General features: G+C 56.3%; 10 protein-coding genes, 3 tRNA genes and 3 rRNA genes. All 16 read right to left on the reverse strand.

Annotated elements, in window-relative coordinates; all coding sequences use genetic code 11:
• Positions 1 to 30: 30 nt before the first annotated feature.
• The 16 genes from GLP43_RS00560 to msrP all read right to left on the reverse strand — a co-directional run bounded on the left by GLP43_RS00560 (position 31) and on the right by msrP (position 16,692).
• Positions 31 to 1,701, reverse strand: a complete 1,671-nt coding sequence (locus GLP43_RS00560) for a mechanosensitive ion channel family protein (protein WP_237277786.1) — start codon at positions 1,699 to 1,701, stop codon at positions 31 to 33.
• Positions 1,702 to 1,867: 166 nt separating this feature from the next.
• Positions 1,868 to 2,701 (reverse strand): hypothetical protein, encoded by an 834-nt coding sequence (locus tag GLP43_RS16360; RefSeq protein ID WP_237277787.1) that lies wholly within the window; start codon positions 2,699 to 2,701, stop codon positions 1,868 to 1,870.
• Entirely contained in the window at positions 2,698 to 3,903 is a 1,206-nt protein-coding gene (locus GLP43_RS00570) for an amidase family protein (RefSeq protein ID WP_237277788.1), read from the reverse strand. Before GLP43_RS00570 ends, GLP43_RS16360 begins: the two co-directional genes overlap by 4 nt.
• 11 nt (positions 3,904 to 3,914) lie before the next feature.
• Positions 3,915 to 5,213 carry a TRAP transporter large permease gene (locus GLP43_RS00575; RefSeq protein WP_237277789.1) on the reverse strand — a complete coding sequence of 433 codons (1,299 nt, stop codon included), beginning with the start codon at positions 5,211 to 5,213 and terminating at the stop codon, positions 3,915 to 3,917.
• Positions 5,214 to 5,215: 2 nt separating this feature from the next.
• Positions 5,216 to 5,725, reverse strand: a complete 510-nt coding sequence (locus tag GLP43_RS00580) for a TRAP transporter small permease (protein WP_237277790.1) — start codon at positions 5,723 to 5,725, stop codon at positions 5,216 to 5,218.
• A gap of 102 nt (positions 5,726 to 5,827) precedes the next feature.
• Positions 5,828 to 6,787, reverse strand: coding sequence for a TRAP transporter substrate-binding protein (locus GLP43_RS00585; protein ID WP_237277791.1), 960 nt, complete (start codon positions 6,785 to 6,787; stop codon positions 5,828 to 5,830).
• Positions 6,788 to 6,853: 66 nt separating this feature from the next.
• The gene (locus GLP43_RS00590) at positions 6,854 to 7,522 is read right to left on the reverse strand and encodes a DUF4286 family protein (RefSeq protein WP_237277792.1); all 669 of its coding nucleotides are present in this window, start codon (positions 7,520 to 7,522) and stop codon (positions 6,854 to 6,856) included.
• A 165-nt stretch (positions 7,523 to 7,687) separates the two neighbouring features.
• Positions 7,688 to 8,587 carry a LysR family transcriptional regulator gene (locus GLP43_RS00595; RefSeq protein WP_237277793.1) on the reverse strand — a complete coding sequence of 300 codons (900 nt, stop codon included), beginning with the start codon at positions 8,585 to 8,587 and terminating at the stop codon, positions 7,688 to 7,690.
• Between the two features lie 220 nt (positions 8,588 to 8,807).
• Positions 8,808 to 8,884: transfer RNA gene (locus GLP43_RS00600), tRNA-Met, on the reverse strand.
• Positions 8,885 to 8,957: 73 nt separating this feature from the next.
• Positions 8,958 to 9,072 (reverse strand): 5S ribosomal RNA (rrf, locus tag GLP43_RS00605).
• Between the two features lie 86 nt (positions 9,073 to 9,158).
• A 23S ribosomal RNA gene (locus GLP43_RS00610) occupies positions 9,159 to 11,986 on the reverse strand.
• 538 nt (positions 11,987 to 12,524) lie between these two features.
• Positions 12,525 to 12,600 (reverse strand) — tRNA-Ala (locus GLP43_RS00615).
• Positions 12,601 to 12,620: 20 nt separating this feature from the next.
• Positions 12,621 to 12,697 (reverse strand) — tRNA-Ile (locus GLP43_RS00620).
• Between the two features lie 311 nt (positions 12,698 to 13,008).
• A 16S ribosomal RNA gene (locus GLP43_RS00625) occupies positions 13,009 to 14,470 on the reverse strand.
• Together the 16S, 23S and 5S rRNA genes with 3 tRNA genes alongside form the textbook arrangement of a ribosomal RNA operon.
• Before the next feature lie 695 nt (positions 14,471 to 15,165).
• Positions 15,166 to 15,750, reverse strand: coding sequence for a protein-methionine-sulfoxide reductase heme-binding subunit MsrQ (gene msrQ / locus GLP43_RS00630; RefSeq protein WP_009825428.1), 585 nt, complete (start codon positions 15,748 to 15,750; stop codon positions 15,166 to 15,168).
• Between the two features lie 33 nt (positions 15,751 to 15,783).
• Positions 15,784 to 16,692 carry a protein-methionine-sulfoxide reductase catalytic subunit MsrP gene (msrP, locus tag GLP43_RS00635; RefSeq protein ID WP_237277794.1) on the reverse strand — a complete coding sequence of 303 codons (909 nt, stop codon included), beginning with the start codon at positions 16,690 to 16,692 and terminating at the stop codon, positions 15,784 to 15,786.
• Positions 16,693 to 16,753 lie beyond the last annotated feature (61 nt).

The raw sequence follows: 16,753 nt of genomic DNA on the forward strand, positions 1-16,753 counted from the left end.
CTGGACAGGCTACGCGTCAGAGCTCATCCATCAGCTCGCTTCTGCCGCCGCCGCTTGGGGGAAATAATCGACTCCCTCTTTCTCGGCGAGCTTGTGGATCTCTGCCATGATGCCTTCCCGCGCGTCGCAGGCAGCCTCCCACGAGGTGTTGGGATCAGCACAGGGCACGAGGAACCAGACGTCTTTGCCCAGCACACCCTGTCCTGCCACCCGCACGCAGACATCATCCCGATTGCCCACGTATTTCTCGTCCAGCTCATCGATCACCTTGTCGAAGGCGTCGCGCAACGCGTCCACATCTGCGGTGTGAGACAGTTTGATCTTAACGATGCGCAACATTTCCGGCTCCTGCATGGTCCAGTTCTTGAACGGGGTAGAGACGAATTCGGTCACCGGCACGACCAGCCGCGTGCCATCCCAGTCGCGCAGCTGCACATAGGTGAAATGGATCCGCTCCACATGGCACAGCGCGTCGTTGAACACGATGCGGTCGCCGATCTTGGCGGACCCGTTCAAGGCGATCTGCAACGACGACATGATATTGCTTAAAATGCTGCGCGCGGCGAAGCCCAAGACCAGAGTGACCGCCCCAGCCGTCCCCAACAATGTCAGCCCGAGGTTCTGGAACACATTAGTCTGCGACAGGAATATACCGCCGCCGACCAGCACGACCGCCACAACAAAGACCCGACGCGCCGCCGAGATGCGCGTTGCAGTGGTGCGCTTGTGCACCTCTTCCTTAAGCGTCAGATCGGTTTCTTCGACCTGTGTCAGGTGATCCAAGATCACCTCGACGCAATTGACGACGAACCACAGCCCTGCCCCGATCAGCCCCAGCCACGCGGCTGGAACCAGCACCGTCGTCAGCTCTGCCGAGAACGAGAAAATCTTGGCCTCGACCACCATCACAAACAGGGTCGACACGACAACACAGGCAGGCCCGCGCACCGATCGGAATATCTGCCGCGCCAGTTGCGACGGCACGCGTTCCGCGACCCAGCCGGTCAGCAACCAGACCAGTCGCGCCACGTAAACCGCCAGTACGATCAGCACCGGCAGGCCGATCAGTTCCCACAGCGCAAGGTCAACTACCGTGTTTTCCGTCAGTACTTCGGGCAGCATCGTCTCAAGCCGGCCAGGCCCGTAGCGATTATAAAGACGCGGAATATTCTGCACCGTGTGACGCGAGAACACCCAAACAGGGTCGCCCCCTTCGGGCTTGATCCGGTTCAGACGGATGGACGCGGGGTAGTCGTCCATATCAAGCGTCCACAACAACAGTGATTTGCGCGGCGTGCCCGCCATCGCCTTGTCAGAGGTGGATGTCGCATCCAGCGCGTCCGGCCGGTCCAGCAGGTTGTCCCAGTTGATCACAGTTTTCCGGCTGATCACAGTTTCAAGCTGCCGGATCAGCGATGCCCCCACATCCTGCTGGCGGTCCTGCTGGAGGTCCGACAGATCAAGCAGATGCGCGGCTCCGACCCAATCATCGCGGCGCACGGCCCGCACGAGGCTTTCCATCGTGGCGCGGGGTGTTTCACGGTCGATTTCGGGCGTGACGGGGGGCAGACCGCTGTTCAATGCCTCGACGCAATACCAACGGGCAGTATCGCACGCCTCCTCTTCTTCCTGCGCCCAAAGCGGTGTCGCAAAAATCAAAAGCGCGGCCATCAGACCCGCGAGGTATCGTAGTTTGCTCAAATCACTCTCCATTCCGGCGTCACGAAGTCACGTGACATGTCGGTGTTGTGACTGAGCTAGCGCAGCTATCTCATTCTACCAGTCTATCCGACCACAATGACAATCGGCGCGAACAAACAGGGGCCAATCTTGGGGCAAAGATGGCGCACAGGTCCAGCTTCGCGTCTTAAACCGGAATCAGGAGCGTTACACGGTCCGGGTTCATTTCTGCAATGACGATGGTGCCATCGCCCTGCACAGCCAAACCGTGACCAAAGGTTGAAAAGGTACGACAGCGCCCGACCAGCACGCCATTGGTATCATAGGCAGACAGCCGCGGAGTCTGGTCGGTGACCAGCAAAAGCCCGTCAGCCGTTAACGCCAGTGCCATCGGTTTATGCACCCCGTCGATCTGCCCCAGCCAAGCGCCTTCGGCGTCAAACAGTTGCACGCGGTTGTTTTCCCGGTCTGCGACGCACAACCTGCCCTCGGTATCAAACAACAGGCTGTGGGGCGTCGAAAACGCGCCGGGGTCGGTGCCGGGCTGCCCAAAGGTTTTCAGGTGCTGCAGATCCGCGTCAAAGATATGGACTGCGCTGTTGCCGTATCCGTCAGCGACGTAATACCGCCCATCCGGCCCCCGCGTACAATCGCATGGATGATTGAATGGCCGCCCCAAGCCGGGATGCGCGCCGCAGTCCATGCGCCCGACCTCTTGCAGGGCCTCGTCAAACAGCACGACTTTGTGCCCGTCCATATCGGTCGCGATCCGGTCAGTGCCGATCGTCCGTATACCGTGACCGCAGACAAACTGCGGCAGCTCTGCGCTTGCGTCCAGTATGGTGCCGTCAAGCCCCAGCATGACCAGCTCGGGCGCTTGCCGCCGAAGCACGATGATCCTGTCGCCCGAAACTGTTACGTCGGAAATGCCCGACAGCATCGGCCCCGCAATATGGGTCACACGGTAGCGTTGCGGTCCCAAGGCCACATAGACGTCGGGGCGCTTGCCTTGGACGCTCACAAGGTGCCCTGCATCGCTTCTGCCATGCTCAACAGCATCCCGTCACCGCCCGCAGGCGCAGTCAGCATCAAACCGGCGCCTGGGTGGCTGCGGATCGGTACGCTGACTGAACAACCGTCGATCACATTGGCAAAGCTGGTGTTTCGCAGGGCCAACAGGTTCACACGATCATAGGTCGCGTCATCGTCTAGATCGTCGAGCTTTGGCGGCATGATCGCAACGCTTGGCAACGCGACAGGCGTGTCACCGAACAATTGCGCCGCGCGGGCGATCAGCATCTCGCGGGCGGCCAATGTGCTGGCGAAATCGATGCCCGTGACACCATCAGCGCGCGCCATACGCGACGCGACGCGCGGATCAAGCGCCTCGCGCGCGGTGTCATAGTGCGCCCCATGATGGGCGCGGGATTCCACCGCAGAGAATTGCCACACGGGCAAGGCGCGATAGGCGTCAAAGATATCCAGCGTCAGCCGTCGCACGCTGACACCGGCGGCCGCCATCGCCGACAATGCGGTCTCGAATGCGTCGGCCACTTGCGGGTCCAAATCGTCCATACCGAAATTTTCAGGGACAATAACCGTTTGCGGCACAGCGGATGCGGTCAGCGGACGGTCGCGCAATACGTTCAAGGTGGGACGCAGCAGTCCAATATCTCGGGTTAGCACCCCCACGCTGTCAAGCGAATGGGACAAGGCAACAGCCCCCTCGCGCAAAATCGTCTTGGCCGTCGGTTTAAACCCCGCCAGCCCGCAGAAAGCGGCAGGGATCCGTGCTGAACCGCCCGTGTCGGTGCCAAGCGCGATATCAGCCACGCCGCGCGCCACAGCCGATGCCCCGCCAGACGTGGAGCCCCCGGCGATGCATCCTTCGTGCAACGGCGTTAGCGGCGTGCCGTAATGCGGGTTCAGACCAAGCCCGGAATAGGCGAACTCGGTCATATTTGCGTGGCCGATCAACCCTGCCCCCGCATCACGCAGCCGTGCGACGGCGACTGAATCCTGTGTTGCGGGTGCGGTGTCCTTGCGCACCACCGACCCTGCGCGGGTAACCTGCCCCCGCACGTCAAACAGGTCTTTCACCGCTACGTTCAGCCCCGATAGCGGACCCTCTCCCGCGACCGGATCGTCAAAGACCTGCGTGAAATCAGGGGCATCGGCACGCGCACGTGCAGCGTCAAGAAGGGATTGAGGCGTTTGTGTCATAGGCTCTGCTTTCAAAGGGTTTGCTGTACAAGCCACGTGGCGATACCCGGAAATGCCGTTAGCAAGATCACGGCCAGCACCAGAATCATAAAGTAAGGCACAATCATGCGGGTAATTTCAAAGATGGATTTGCCGGTAAGGTTCTGGATAACGAACAAGTTGAACCCCAGCGGCGGCGTGATCTGCGCCATTTCGACGACGATGATCAGGTAGATGCCGAACCACACCGGATCGATCCCCACCGCGGCCACCGCAGGCATAACAACCGACGTGGTCAACACAACGATAGAAATACCGTCAAGGAAGCACCCCAACAGAACAAAGAACACAGTCAGTACCGCGATCAGCCCAGGCGCACCCAACCCGCTGGCCGAGATGATCTCAGCAAGCTGTCTCGGCAATCCGGAAAAGCTCATCGCCGAGGTCAGAAAAGCCGCCCCCAGCAAAATCAGACCAATCATAGCAGAGGTGCGCGTGGCCCCCAGCAGCGACGCGATAAAGGTTTTGGCATTCAGCGAACGGCTTAGCGCGGCAATAATCAACGCCCCTGCAACCCCGATCGCAGCCGCTTCGGTCGCGGTGGCAACACCAGCGTAGATTGATCCGATCACCCCGATGATCAGCCCGACCACTGGCAGTAGCATACGCAGACGACGCAGACGTTCAGCGATCGGCATGCGGGGTTCGGGTGCGGGAACGCCGTCTGGGTTCATCTTGGACCAGATCGCGATATAGCCTGAAAACAGTGCCATCAGCATCAAGCCCGGCACTACACCCGCAATAAACAGACGGTTGACCGACACTTGGGCCGCGACGCCGTAAACAATCATCACGATCGACGGCGGGATCAACAAACCCAGCGTGCCCGACCCAGCAAGAGACCCGATAGCAAGGCGGTCGGCATAGCCACGCGATTTCAGTTCGGGCAGGGAAATACGGCCAACAGTGGCGGTCGTCGCGGCGGATGACCCTGATACAGCCGCAAAGATCCCGCACCCTACGACGTTCACATGCGCCAAGCCGCCGGGCAGCCGCCCGACCCAAGGGGCAAGACCCGAAAACAGGTCTTCGGCCAAACGCGTGCGATAAAGAATTTCACCCATCCAGATAAACAAAGGCAGCGCCGTCAGTGTCCAGCTAGCGGAATGCGCCCACATGGTCGTCCCAAGGATGGCATCGACCGGCGTCGAGGTGAACATCATGAAGATAACAACCCCAGAGGCCAGCAGTGCGACCCCGACCCAAACACCAAGCCCCAAAAGCACAAGCAACGTAACGACCAGAACGGCCGATTGCATTAAAATTTCCATGGTTATTCGCCCCGACCCTGTTCGTTTGTATCATCGCTTTCGACCGGCAGGCCGAGGATCAGACGCAATGTGCGCTCGGCAAAGGCAAGCGCGAACAGCACCGCCCCCAATACCATCGCAGATTGCGGTAGCCAGAGCGGAACAGCCACGACCCCTTGGCTGACTTCATTGTAGGTCCAGCTTTCGTGGACATATCCAAAGATCGCCCACGCAACCCACCCCATCATGGCAGTTGCAAAGGCGGCTGCCAGAATATCAGCCACATGGCCCAGCCCCTCGGGCATCAGCTGGCGCAGCGATGTGACACGAATATGGTCGCCCCGTATCAGCGTCGCAGGCAAAGCAAGAAAGATCGAAGCGCTAAGCCCCCATGCCGCGAAATCATCAGCAGACGGAATTTGGCTTCCCATCAGACGAAGTCCGATTTGCGACAGGATCAGCACCGCAATCCCCAATAGGGACAGCGCGGCCAAAGCTCCGCAAAAGTTAAATAGATGGCGTGTCAGCAACATAGCGGCAGGCTCCGGATCAGTTAGGCAGGCGGGGGCGAAATTCCCTGCCTCTTTGCACAAAGGTCCGGGCGTTTGACAGCCCGGACCTGCATTGATCAATGATCAGTTCAACGCGTCGACGATCTTTTGACCATCTTCGCCGGCCTCCTCCAGCCATTCAGCGCGCATGGTGGCGGCGATGGCTTCAAAGTCAGTCGCCAGCCCATCAGGGGTCGGCAGAACGTTCATGCCATTCTCGGCCATCGTGTCCGTTGCTTCGCCAGTGGCGACTTCGGCCATCTCAAAGCCGCGCGTTTCAGCCAGCTCGGCGGCCTCTTGCAGTGCGGCCTGAACGTCTTCGGACAGGGCGTCATAGGCACGCTTGTTCACGATCACCATGTTCTTGGGCAGGAAGGCCTGCACATCATAGTAGTGCGACACAAAATCCCATGCCTGGCTGTCTACGCCGGTCGAAGGCGACGTGATCATGCCGTTGATGACACCCGTCGAAAACGCCTGACTGATTTCCGAGGTTGCGATGGTGGCGGGAACAGCGCCCAAAAGCTCTGCCAGACGCGCGGTCGAAGGGTTATAGGCGCGGAATTTGACACCATCGAAGGACGCGGCATCGGTCACTTCCTTGTTCATATAAACACCTTGGGGCGGCCAAGGCGCGGCGAACAACAGAACCAGCCCATCTTCTTCAAGCTTTTCCTCATAGATGGGGCGCGACGCCTCCCACAGGGCGCGGGCCTCGTCGAATGTTGTTGCCATCAACGGCACAGCGTCTGCCGAATACACAGCGTTTTCGTTGCCAAGCGCCGAGATCAGCACTTCGCCAATCGGAACGATCCCGCGCTGAACACCGCGCTTCAATTCGGGGCGCTTAAGCAGAACCGAATTCGACACAACGTCGATTTCCAATGCACCGTCCGACAGACGGGCTACATCATCAGCAAAAGAGCGGATGTTCTGCGTCAGATAGTTTCCGTCCGGCGCGTCAGCCGACATTTTCCAAGTTTCCGCATGGGCAAAGCTGGCTGTCAGCGCTGCAATGGCTGTTCCGATGAGAAGGTTTTTCATGTTTCGTATCTCCTTGTTGGGTCGTTTATTATCCCGTTTCGCAATGGCCGCGAAACGGGTTCGTTATCAGTCTTGCACGGCGGGCAGATCGTGTTCATCCAAGGCCCACATCAGACGGAAGGTTTCAGCCTCGCGCACTGCGCCTCCCAGCTTTTCGGTCAGCTGGCGCAAGGTGGCTTCGGCGATCGGCTCTGACGACACATCCACTGCGATGCAAGGGGCCAGAACGCGGCCTTCGGTATTTTCAGACGGCAGCGGCGTCGAAAGAGCGATATCCGGGATCATGTGATGCACGCGCAATACGCCGTCCTTGGCCATTACTTCGGCCAGCACATCAGCAACGGCACCGTCATCTATGGCGTCAGGCACCAGTTCGATCAGGACCAAAGCGCCGCCCCAGCCAAAGCCACCTTCCTGCGCAACATTCATCACGCGGCGCCGTGTGTTCGACATCCTGCCAAAGTTGGTGACCGACCATTGGGTCTGCTTTGTGAATGCTTTGCGATACGCATCCGACGTAAAATCGGACAGGCTGCTAGCACGGTAAAGTGCAAGATAGCGGCGCGCTGATCCTGATACCGCACGATAGCGCCGCGCACCGGTAAAACCTGGAATGCGAACACGCTCTTCCATGTGTTCGCGGTCGTACCACTGATTGAAGTCTGCCTCGTGATCCGGATCGATATCGCTCCAGACGAAAAGCTGTGCCTGATCGGTTGTACGGATAGTGTTCATTCTGCATCCTGGTCCTTAGACAAAGCTTTCCCGGTGCGTGACGGGGCATGGCCCACCTCGGTTAAAGTCCGGTCAAACTTTATCGATTGCTGTTAAGGCACATTTGCCGAAACCGGCCAAACCGACAAACGGGATTATTCAGGGGGGGGTGATCGGGTTTTCCGATCAGGCCTGTTTTACAGGGGTTTGACGCGGTTGCTGATGGCGCTCTGCACACGCACGCGCCAGATCCGCAATGGCTTTATAGGTCGCTACATCAGAGCTACGTCGCCAAATGCAGTACAACGGAAGCGGCGGCAATTGCGCATCCACGTCCAGCTCGCAAATGCCCGGCCCTGCCAGATCGCACGCCAACGGCATCGTCGCGATGCCCAAACCCCGTTCCGTCAGGCGCGCAATCGCAGCCATCGAGGTGATGCAATGCACAATCGACGGCCGCAGACCACGATCGCTAAACAGCGCCAGAACGTTGGCATGGGGGCGCGAGTTGCGCGTAAAGGTGATCAGCGGGCTCGTGACCACATCCGCAAGCGACAGCTTCTCATCGCGCATCCCCTCGGGCCCGAACCACCCCATCGCCAAGGGAGGCAAATCTGCGCATACACAGGTTTCATCGTGCCGATCATCAGTCGTCAGCAACATATCCAACGCGCCCCGTTCAAACGCCGCGGCAATGTTGGGAGTAGGTTCGACCGTCAGTTCAAGCTCTAGCCTCGGATAGCAGCGGGCCACTTCCTCGATCAGATCGCACAACCAAGTGTGTACCACCGACGAGACTAGCCCCAAGCGCACACGGCCCGCCGCGGTGCTGGGGTCGGACAACGTCATACGCAACTTGCGCTCGGTCGCCAGCATATCTTGCGCTTTGTCCAGGATCATGGCTCCAGCCACGGTGATCCGCGTGGCGTGGAATTCACGGTCAAATAAATCGACCTGCAGATCCGTTTCCAGCGACGAGATCCGGCTGGATACCGTCGCTTGGCTTACATTAAGATGCTCGGCCGCCGCACGGAAGCTCCCCAGATTTGCGACCGTGACAAAGGTTTCCAAAAAACGCGTGTTCACCCAGGCTCTCAATTTTATGACTTCGGTCGAGAGTAGAGAGGTTAGATCAGAAGCACCCGAAAGTCACCTATGCGCGCGCACTTGCTGCCACAAATTGCGTTTCAATCCGGCACGACGGGTACAGGGGTGCTGGTTTTCGCGGGCAGATTGCTGGAACTGTTGAGCTTTGCGGACAGCAAAAAAGCCGCGAGTTTTTCGACTGCGGCTTATTCGCTGAAGTTGGTTGCGGGAGTAGGATTTGAACCTACGACCTTCAGGTTATGAGCCTGACGAGCTACCGGGCTGCTCCATCCCGCGCCGGGGGCCAATGATTGTGTATTGGCTTTAGTTTTTATTGTCATCGTTGAGAGATACGTAGAGGTTTTGCTAGGTTTGGCGGTGACCTACTCTCCCACGTCTTAAGACGCAGTACCATTGGCGCAGTAGCACTTAACTGCCGAGTTCGGGATGGGATCGGGTGTTTTGCTTACGCTATGACCACCAAACCGAGTAAAACCTCTATGTCCAAGTCAGTACGACTGATTGTATGTGTATGCTTTTGTCCTAGTAAGAAGTCTTTCTTCTACTGGATCAAATCAAGCCTATCGAGCAATTAGTACCAGTCAACTGAACGTATTACTACGCTTACATCTCTGGCCTATCGACGAGATGGTCTATCTCGGCTCTCAGGGATACCTTGTTTTGAGGGGGCTTCCCGCTTAGATGCCTTCAGCGGTTATCCTGTCCGATCATAGCTACCCAGCACTGCTATTGGCATAACAACTGGTCCACCAGTGGATCGTTCACCCCGGTCCTCTCGTACTAGGGGCAACTCCTCTCAAGTATCCTACACCCACGGAAGATAGGGACCGAACTGTCTCACGACGTTCTAAACCCAGCTCACGTACCTCTTTAAACGGCGAACAGCCGTACCCTTGGGACCTGCTCCAGCCCCAGGATGAGATGAGCCGACATCGAGGTGCCAAACACTGCCGTCGATATGGACTCTTGGGCAGTATCAGCCTGTTATCCCCGGCGTACCTTTTATCCGTTGAGCGATGGCCCTCCCACTTGGGACCACCGGATCACTATGGCCGTCTTTCGACTCTGCTCGACTTGTCAGTCTCGCAGTCAGGCTGGCTTCTGCCATTGCACTCAACGAGCGATTTCCGACCGCTCTGAGCCAACCTTCGCGCGCCTCCGTTACGATTTAGGAGGCGACCGCCCCAGTCAAACTACCCACCACACAGGGTCCCGGATCCGGATAACGGACCGCGGTTAGACATCAAGCAGAACAAGGGTGGTATCTCAAGGGAGGCTCCACGTAAACTGGCGTTCACGCTTCAAAGCCCACCACCTATCCTGCACATGTTCGGCCTAATGCCAGTGTGAAGTTGTAGTAAAGGTGCACGGGGTCTTTCCGTCTAACCGCGGGTAACCGGCATCTTGACCGGTAATTCAATTTCGCTGAGTCTATGTTGGAGACAGCGGGGAAGTCGTTACGCCATTCGTGCAGGTCGGAACTTACCCGACAAGGAATTTCGCTACCTTAGGACCGTTATAGTTACGGCCGCCGTTTACCTGGGCTTCAATTCAGAGCTCTCACTCCTCCTTTTAACCTTCAGGCACCGGGCAGGCGTCAGACCCTATACGTCGTCTTACGACTTCGCAGAGCCCTGTGTTTTTAATAAACAGTCGCCACCCCCTGGTTTGTGCCCCCAGCCTCTAGTTGCCTAGAAACCGGGCCTCCTTCTCGCGAACTTACGGAGGTATTTTGCCGAGTTCCTTCAACATAGTTCTCTCAAGCGCCTTGGTATTCTCTACCTATCCACCTGTGTCGGTTTAGGGTACGATCTAGCGATGGAGCTATTTCCAGGGACCTCTAAGCAGCCCATTCAATCCGATAAGGATGAACTACCCTCGAGATCCGTCACTTCCATCTGGCCCAGGAATATTAACCTGGTTCCCATCGACTACGCCTTTCGGCCTCGCCTTAGGGGTCGGCTTACCCTGCTCAGATTAGCTTTAAGCAGGAACCCTTGGATTTTCGGCGAGAGTGTCTCTCACACTCTTTGTCGCTACTCATGTCATCATTCTCACTAGTGATCTCTCCACCGGATCGCTCACGCGCCGGCTTCACAGAAAGCTCCGCGTCTCCAATACCCCGAAGGGCTAAGGAGACATGGAACTATGTCACACTACGCTCTGCTACCATGCAATTAATGCATCCTAAGCTTCGGCTCATGGCTTGAGCCCCGTTACATCTTCGCCGCAAGACAACTTATTTAGACCAGTGAGCTGTTACGCTATCTTTAAAGGATGGCTGCTTCTAAGCCAACCTCCTGGTTGTTTTGGTCGTCTCACCTGCTTTCCCACTTAGCCATGAATTAGGGGCCTTAGCTGTAGGTCAGGGTTGTTTCCCTCTTCACAACGGACGTTAGCATCCGCTGTGTGTCTGCCATCTAGTACTCCTCGGTATTCGGAGTTTGGTTAGGATCAGTAAGCCTGTGGGGCCCCATTACCCATCCAGTGCTCTACCCCCGAGGGTATTCGGATGACGCTCTACCTAAATAGATTTCGCAGAGAACCAGCTATCTCCGAGTTTGATTGGCCTTTCACCCCTAGGCACAGCTCATCCCGATCCTTTTCAACGGATGTGGGTTCGGTCCTCCAATAAGTGTTACCTTATCTTCAACCTGGCCATGCCTAGATCACTCGGTTTCGGGTCTGATCCCACAAACTCAACGCCCTATTAAGACTCGCTTTCGCTACGCCTACACCTAACGGCTTAAGCTTGCTTGTGAGACCAAGTCGATGACCCATTATACAAAAGGTACGCTGTCAGGACGTAAAGTCCCTCCAACTGATTGTAGGCGTTCGGTTTCAGGTACTGTTTCACTCCCCTCGTCGGGGTGCTTTTCACCTTTCCCTCACGGTACTGGTTCACTATCGGTCAGTAAGGAGTACTTAGCCTTCGAAGGTGGTCCTCCGATCTTCAGACAGAATTTCACGTGTTCCGCCCTACTTAATACGTCCAATCATGCTTCTTATACGGGACTATCACCCACTTTGGTTGCGCATTCCAACGCATTCTAACCACACTCATGGCTCGGCTGGTCCCCGTTCGCTCGCCGCTACTAGGGGAGTATCAATTGATTTCCTTTCCTCCGGGTACTTAGATGTTTCAGTTCCCCGGGTTTGCTTTTATAAACCTATGTATTCAGTCTATAAATACCTGGTTTACCTCATTATTAGCTGCTCCGAAGAGCAGTAATAACAAAGTATCAGGTGGGTTGCCCCATTCAGAAATCCATGGATCAAAGCTTATTCTCAGCTCCCCATGGCTTATCGCAGAGTATCACGTCTTTCATCGCCTCTTACTGCCAAGGCATTCACCAAACGCCCTTTTCGCGCTTGATTTGATCCAGAAAAAGAAAGACCGATTTAATGTCCTACCGCCTATTCGGCTACTTGAGGACAATTTAGACCCTCAAACGGCCGGTAGAGTGCAGGACGTCAGTCCAACGCGGGAGACAGAAGCTGGTAAGAAACTGTCTTCCCTTATTCCAGATCAAAAGCATACTTTTACCCGCCCACTCTCTAAGAGTGGACAGCGAGCAGTGCATCTAGCCTACCTTCCGTGCAGGAAGCAGGCGTCACTACTCTGGTTAGTGTACTTGACTTGGACAACACGTCACTTTCGATCGCGATACGTTCAAAAGACCGAGGAAACAGTCAAGTAAACGCCGGCCCCATAAGGAGCAGCAACCGAGATCACCACCTAACGCGGTGCGATCAGATCGTGTTGTTTGTTACTTCAAGATTACTCTTAAAGTAACTGTATCTCTCTTTACGATGTCAATGTGCTGAACTTCCGAAGAAGCATCAGCGCGTCTGTAGAACAGACGTTCAAACATTCAATGAATGCTTGAAGATGTGTTCTGCATACTGCGTGTGATGGTGGAGCCTAGGAGGATCGAACTCCTGACCTCCTGAATGCAAATCAGGCGCTCTCCCAGCTGAGCTAAGGCCCCATCAAACCCTTGCGGGATACTGGTGGGTCGAGGAGGACTTGAACCTCCGACCTCACGCTTATCAGGCGTGCGCTCTAACCACCTGAGCTACCGACCCAGCGTAGTTCGCTTTGCGAACTGCGCGTCGCCCTGGCAGGCTCTTTTGACTTCAAAAGATGCCGAGAAGGGCCAGCGTCAGGCGTGTTACTTTGGGCGCTTTAGGCAACCCTACCCCTCTCGGGACACCGCTGCGCGGTACCCTGTCGGGGCGACGCTCATCCGCTGCGCGGATAAGCTTGCTGAAGAGATATGAGGACGGCTCGGTCCGAAAGGTCATCTTGCGATGCCTTGAATATGGTCAGTTTTGTTTACTGACCTGCTAAGTGTTTCACGAGATTAGCAAGCTAATCTGACTAGAAACATCCTTAGAAAGGAGGTGATCCAGCCGCAGGTTCCCCCTACGGCTACCTTGTTACGACTTCACCCCAGTCGCTGATCCTACCGTGGCCGCCTGCCCCCCGAAGGTTAGCGCAGCGTCGTCGGGTAGAACCAACTCCCATGGTGTGACGGGCGGTGTGTACAAGGCCCGGGAACGTATTCACCGCGTCATGCTGTTACGCGATTACTAGCGATTCCGACTTCATGGGGTCGAGTTGCAGACCCCAATCCGAACTGAGACAGCTTTTTGGGATTAACCCATTGTCACTGCCATTGTAGCACGTGTGTAGCCCAACCCGTAAGGGCCATGAGGACTTGACGTCATCCACACCTTCCTCCCGCTTATCACGGGCAGTTTCCTTAGAGTGCCCAGCCGAACTGCTGGCAACTAAGGATGTGGGTTGCGCTCGTTGCCGGACTTAACCGAACATCTCACGACACGAGCTGACGACAGCCATGCAGCACCTGTCACTGCGTCACCGAAGTGAACGCTCGATCTCTCGAGTTAGCACAGGATGTCAAGGGTTGGTAAGGTTCTGCGCGTTGCTTCGAATTAAACCACATGCTCCACCGCTTGTGCGGGCCCCCGTCAATTCCTTTGAGTTTTAATCTTGCGACCGTACTCCCCAGGCGGAATGCTTAATCCGTTAGGTGTGTCACCGAACAGTATACTGCCCGACGACTGGCATTCATCGTTTACGGTGTGGACTACCAGGGTATCTAATCCTGTTTGCTCCCCACACTTTCGTACCTCAGCGTCAGTATCGAGCCAGTGAGCCGCCTTCGCCACTGGTGTTCCTCCAAATATCTACGAATTTCACCTCTACACTTGGAATTCCACTCACCTCTCTCGAACTCTAGACTGATAGTTTTGGAGGCAGTTCCAGGGTTGAGCCCTGGGATTTCACCCCCAACTTTCCAATCCGCCTACGTACGCTTTACGCCCAGTAATTCCGAACAACGCTAACCCCCTCCGTATTACCGCGGCTGCTGGCACGGAGTTAGCCGGGGTTTCTTTACCAGGTACTGTCATTATCATCCCTGGCGAAAGTGCTTTACGATCCTAAGACCTTCATCACACACGCGGCATGGCTAGATCAGGCTTGCGCCCATTGTCTAAGATTCCCCACTGCTGCCTCCCGTAGGAGTCTGGGCCGTGTCTCAGTCCCAGTGTTGCTGATCATCCTCTAAAACCAGCTATAGATCGTAGACTTGGTAGGCCATTACCCCACCAACTATCTAATCTAACGCGGGCCAATCCTTTCCCGATAAATCTTTCCCCCCGAAGGGCTTATACGGTATTACTCTCAGTTTCCCGAGGCTATTCCGTAGAAAAGGGTATGTTCCCACGCGTTACTAACCCGTCCGCCGCTCACCCGAAGGTGCGCTCGACTTGCATGTGTTAGGCCTGCCGCCAGCGTTCGTTCTGAGCCAGGATCAAACTCTCAAGTTGAAACGCATTACTGCGTATCCTTGACGTCGAACCTCTGCACATCAAACCTGCATCACTTACTGAATGATACAGGCGTTTTCTCCGTTTGAAGTGCTTAAAGTTACCAAAGTAACGACAAGCCGTCCAAACAGTGAAGCTGACACCGAATAATCGCTAAGCACCTAAGTGCGTCGCTATCGGCGCGATATACAGACGTTGATCCATCGAATGAACCAAACCGCCCACATATCTCTTCAGATATCTATCAATTTCAAAGAGCGTCGAGACAAAAGAAACCAAGATGCGCCGTAAACCTTTCAGCGCGCCCCGCCTCAATTACCTCAGAATTTCTCCGCTACGTAAGACCCGAACCGTAACCCGTCATCCCCGTCTAGCGCCCCGTGTCTGCATGTCTGCGTCTCCGGTAAGGGGCGTTCTAAGGTTTGTTCCAAATACCCGCAACCCCTTTTTTCGGATTATGACAGTTTTTCGCTACTTTCCGAATTTTCCTATAAAAACAACGGTTTGATTTTTGAAAATTCCGCGGAAGCCGTATTTCGCGCAGCTTTATTTCGCACGCTAACATGTCATTGGCCCGCATCACTTACGCCCGCGCAGGTTATCCACAGACTCGCAGCGCGAATGTGGATTGTTTCCCCCTCCCCCGCTCCGAATCCGACAGAATCCCCGGCCCGAGCCACCGCCCGGATTCGGAATCAGCGCCGTTTAGGGAGGCGGAGCACCAGCAACGCCAGAATCGCCGCCATATAGAGGAGAGGTTCGATCTGAAAACCTTTGACCAGCCAGATGAAGTGCACCCCAGCCAGAATTGCAGCCAGATATGTTAACCGGTGCAGTTTGCGCCACGTGGCCCCCAGCTTGCGGATCGAGAAGTTGTTCGATGTTGCCGCCAGGGGGACAAGGCAGGCAAAACCAGCCATGCCGATCGTGATATATGGGCGCTTCAGAATGTCGGCCCAGATCTGCGACAGGATCCCGACGTCCAGCACCAGCCATACCAACAGGTGCAGCGAGACATATATAAAGGCGAGCAATCCCAGGGCGCGGCGAAACTTGATGAGGTTCAGCCGAAGGTAGCGCCGCGCGGGCGTGACCGCCAACCCGGCGATCAACAGTTGCAAGGCCAGCAACCCCAGCTCTTTCTCCAACGCTTTGATCGGCTCCGCCCCCAGCCCGCCGGTCTGCGCCTGAAACAGCAGCCACGGGATTGGCAGAAGCCCTACTATATATACGACCCATGTGGGAACACGTCGCGCGATGGTATTCAGGCGGTCGATCATACCGCCCTGTTCACTTCTATAGAGGACACGGGTTTAGATATCCTTGCTCAGGTCCATACCGGCATAGAGATCGGCGACCTCGGCCTCGTACCCGTTGAACATCAGCGTGGGTATCCGTTTGGAGAAAAGCCCGCCGCCGATGACCCTTTCGCTGGCCTGCGACCAACGGGGATGATCGACCTCGGGGTTCACATTACTATAGAAGCCGTATTCCCCTGCATTCGCCTTATTCCAACTGGTTGGGGGCTGGGTGTCCGTGAGGGTGATCCGCACCACGGACTTGATCGACTTGTAGCCATATTTCCACGGCACGACCAACCGCAGCGGTGCGCCGTTCTGTTTCGGGATGTCCTTGCCATAGATGCCGGTCGCCATAATCGTCAGCGGGTGCATCGCCTCGTCCAGACGCAACCCTTCGACGTAGGGCCAGTCGAGCACGTTATAGGCGACGCCGGGCATTTCATCAGGACGCAGCGCAGTCTCGAAGGAGACGTATTTCGCGCCGGACTGCACACCGGCCATATTCAGCAGGTCCGCCAGCTCGAACCCGTTCCACGGGACCACCATTGACCACGCCTCGACGCAGCGGAAACGATAGATACGCTCTTCGATGGTCATCTGTTGCATGATGTCGTCGAACCCATAGGCACCGGGCTTGTCGACCAGCCCGTCAATCTGCACTGTCCAGGGTTCAATCGTCAGACGGTCCGCGTATCTTGCGGGGTCGTCCTTGCCGGTGCCGAATTCATAGTAGTTATTGTAGCTGGTGATATCTTCATAGCTGTTCGGCTCTAGCCCCTCGGGCGCGGCCGAGGCACGCCCCGCGATACCGGCCAACCCGATCCCCGCCAAAGCGCCCCCCATGATCTGACGCCGGTTCATAAATGCAGCATGCGGGGTGACGTCTTTATCCGTGAGTGTGTTGATCCAGCGATAGGCCATAACAGGCGCTCCTTACCAATATACATGGGTAGCCTACTGCGGGTTGTCGCGCCCACCAAAT

Origin of the sequence: Sulfitobacter sp. M39 (genome assembly GCF_021735935.1) — a bacterium.
Classification (GTDB): domain Bacteria; phylum Pseudomonadota; class Alphaproteobacteria; order Rhodobacterales; family Rhodobacteraceae; genus Sulfitobacter.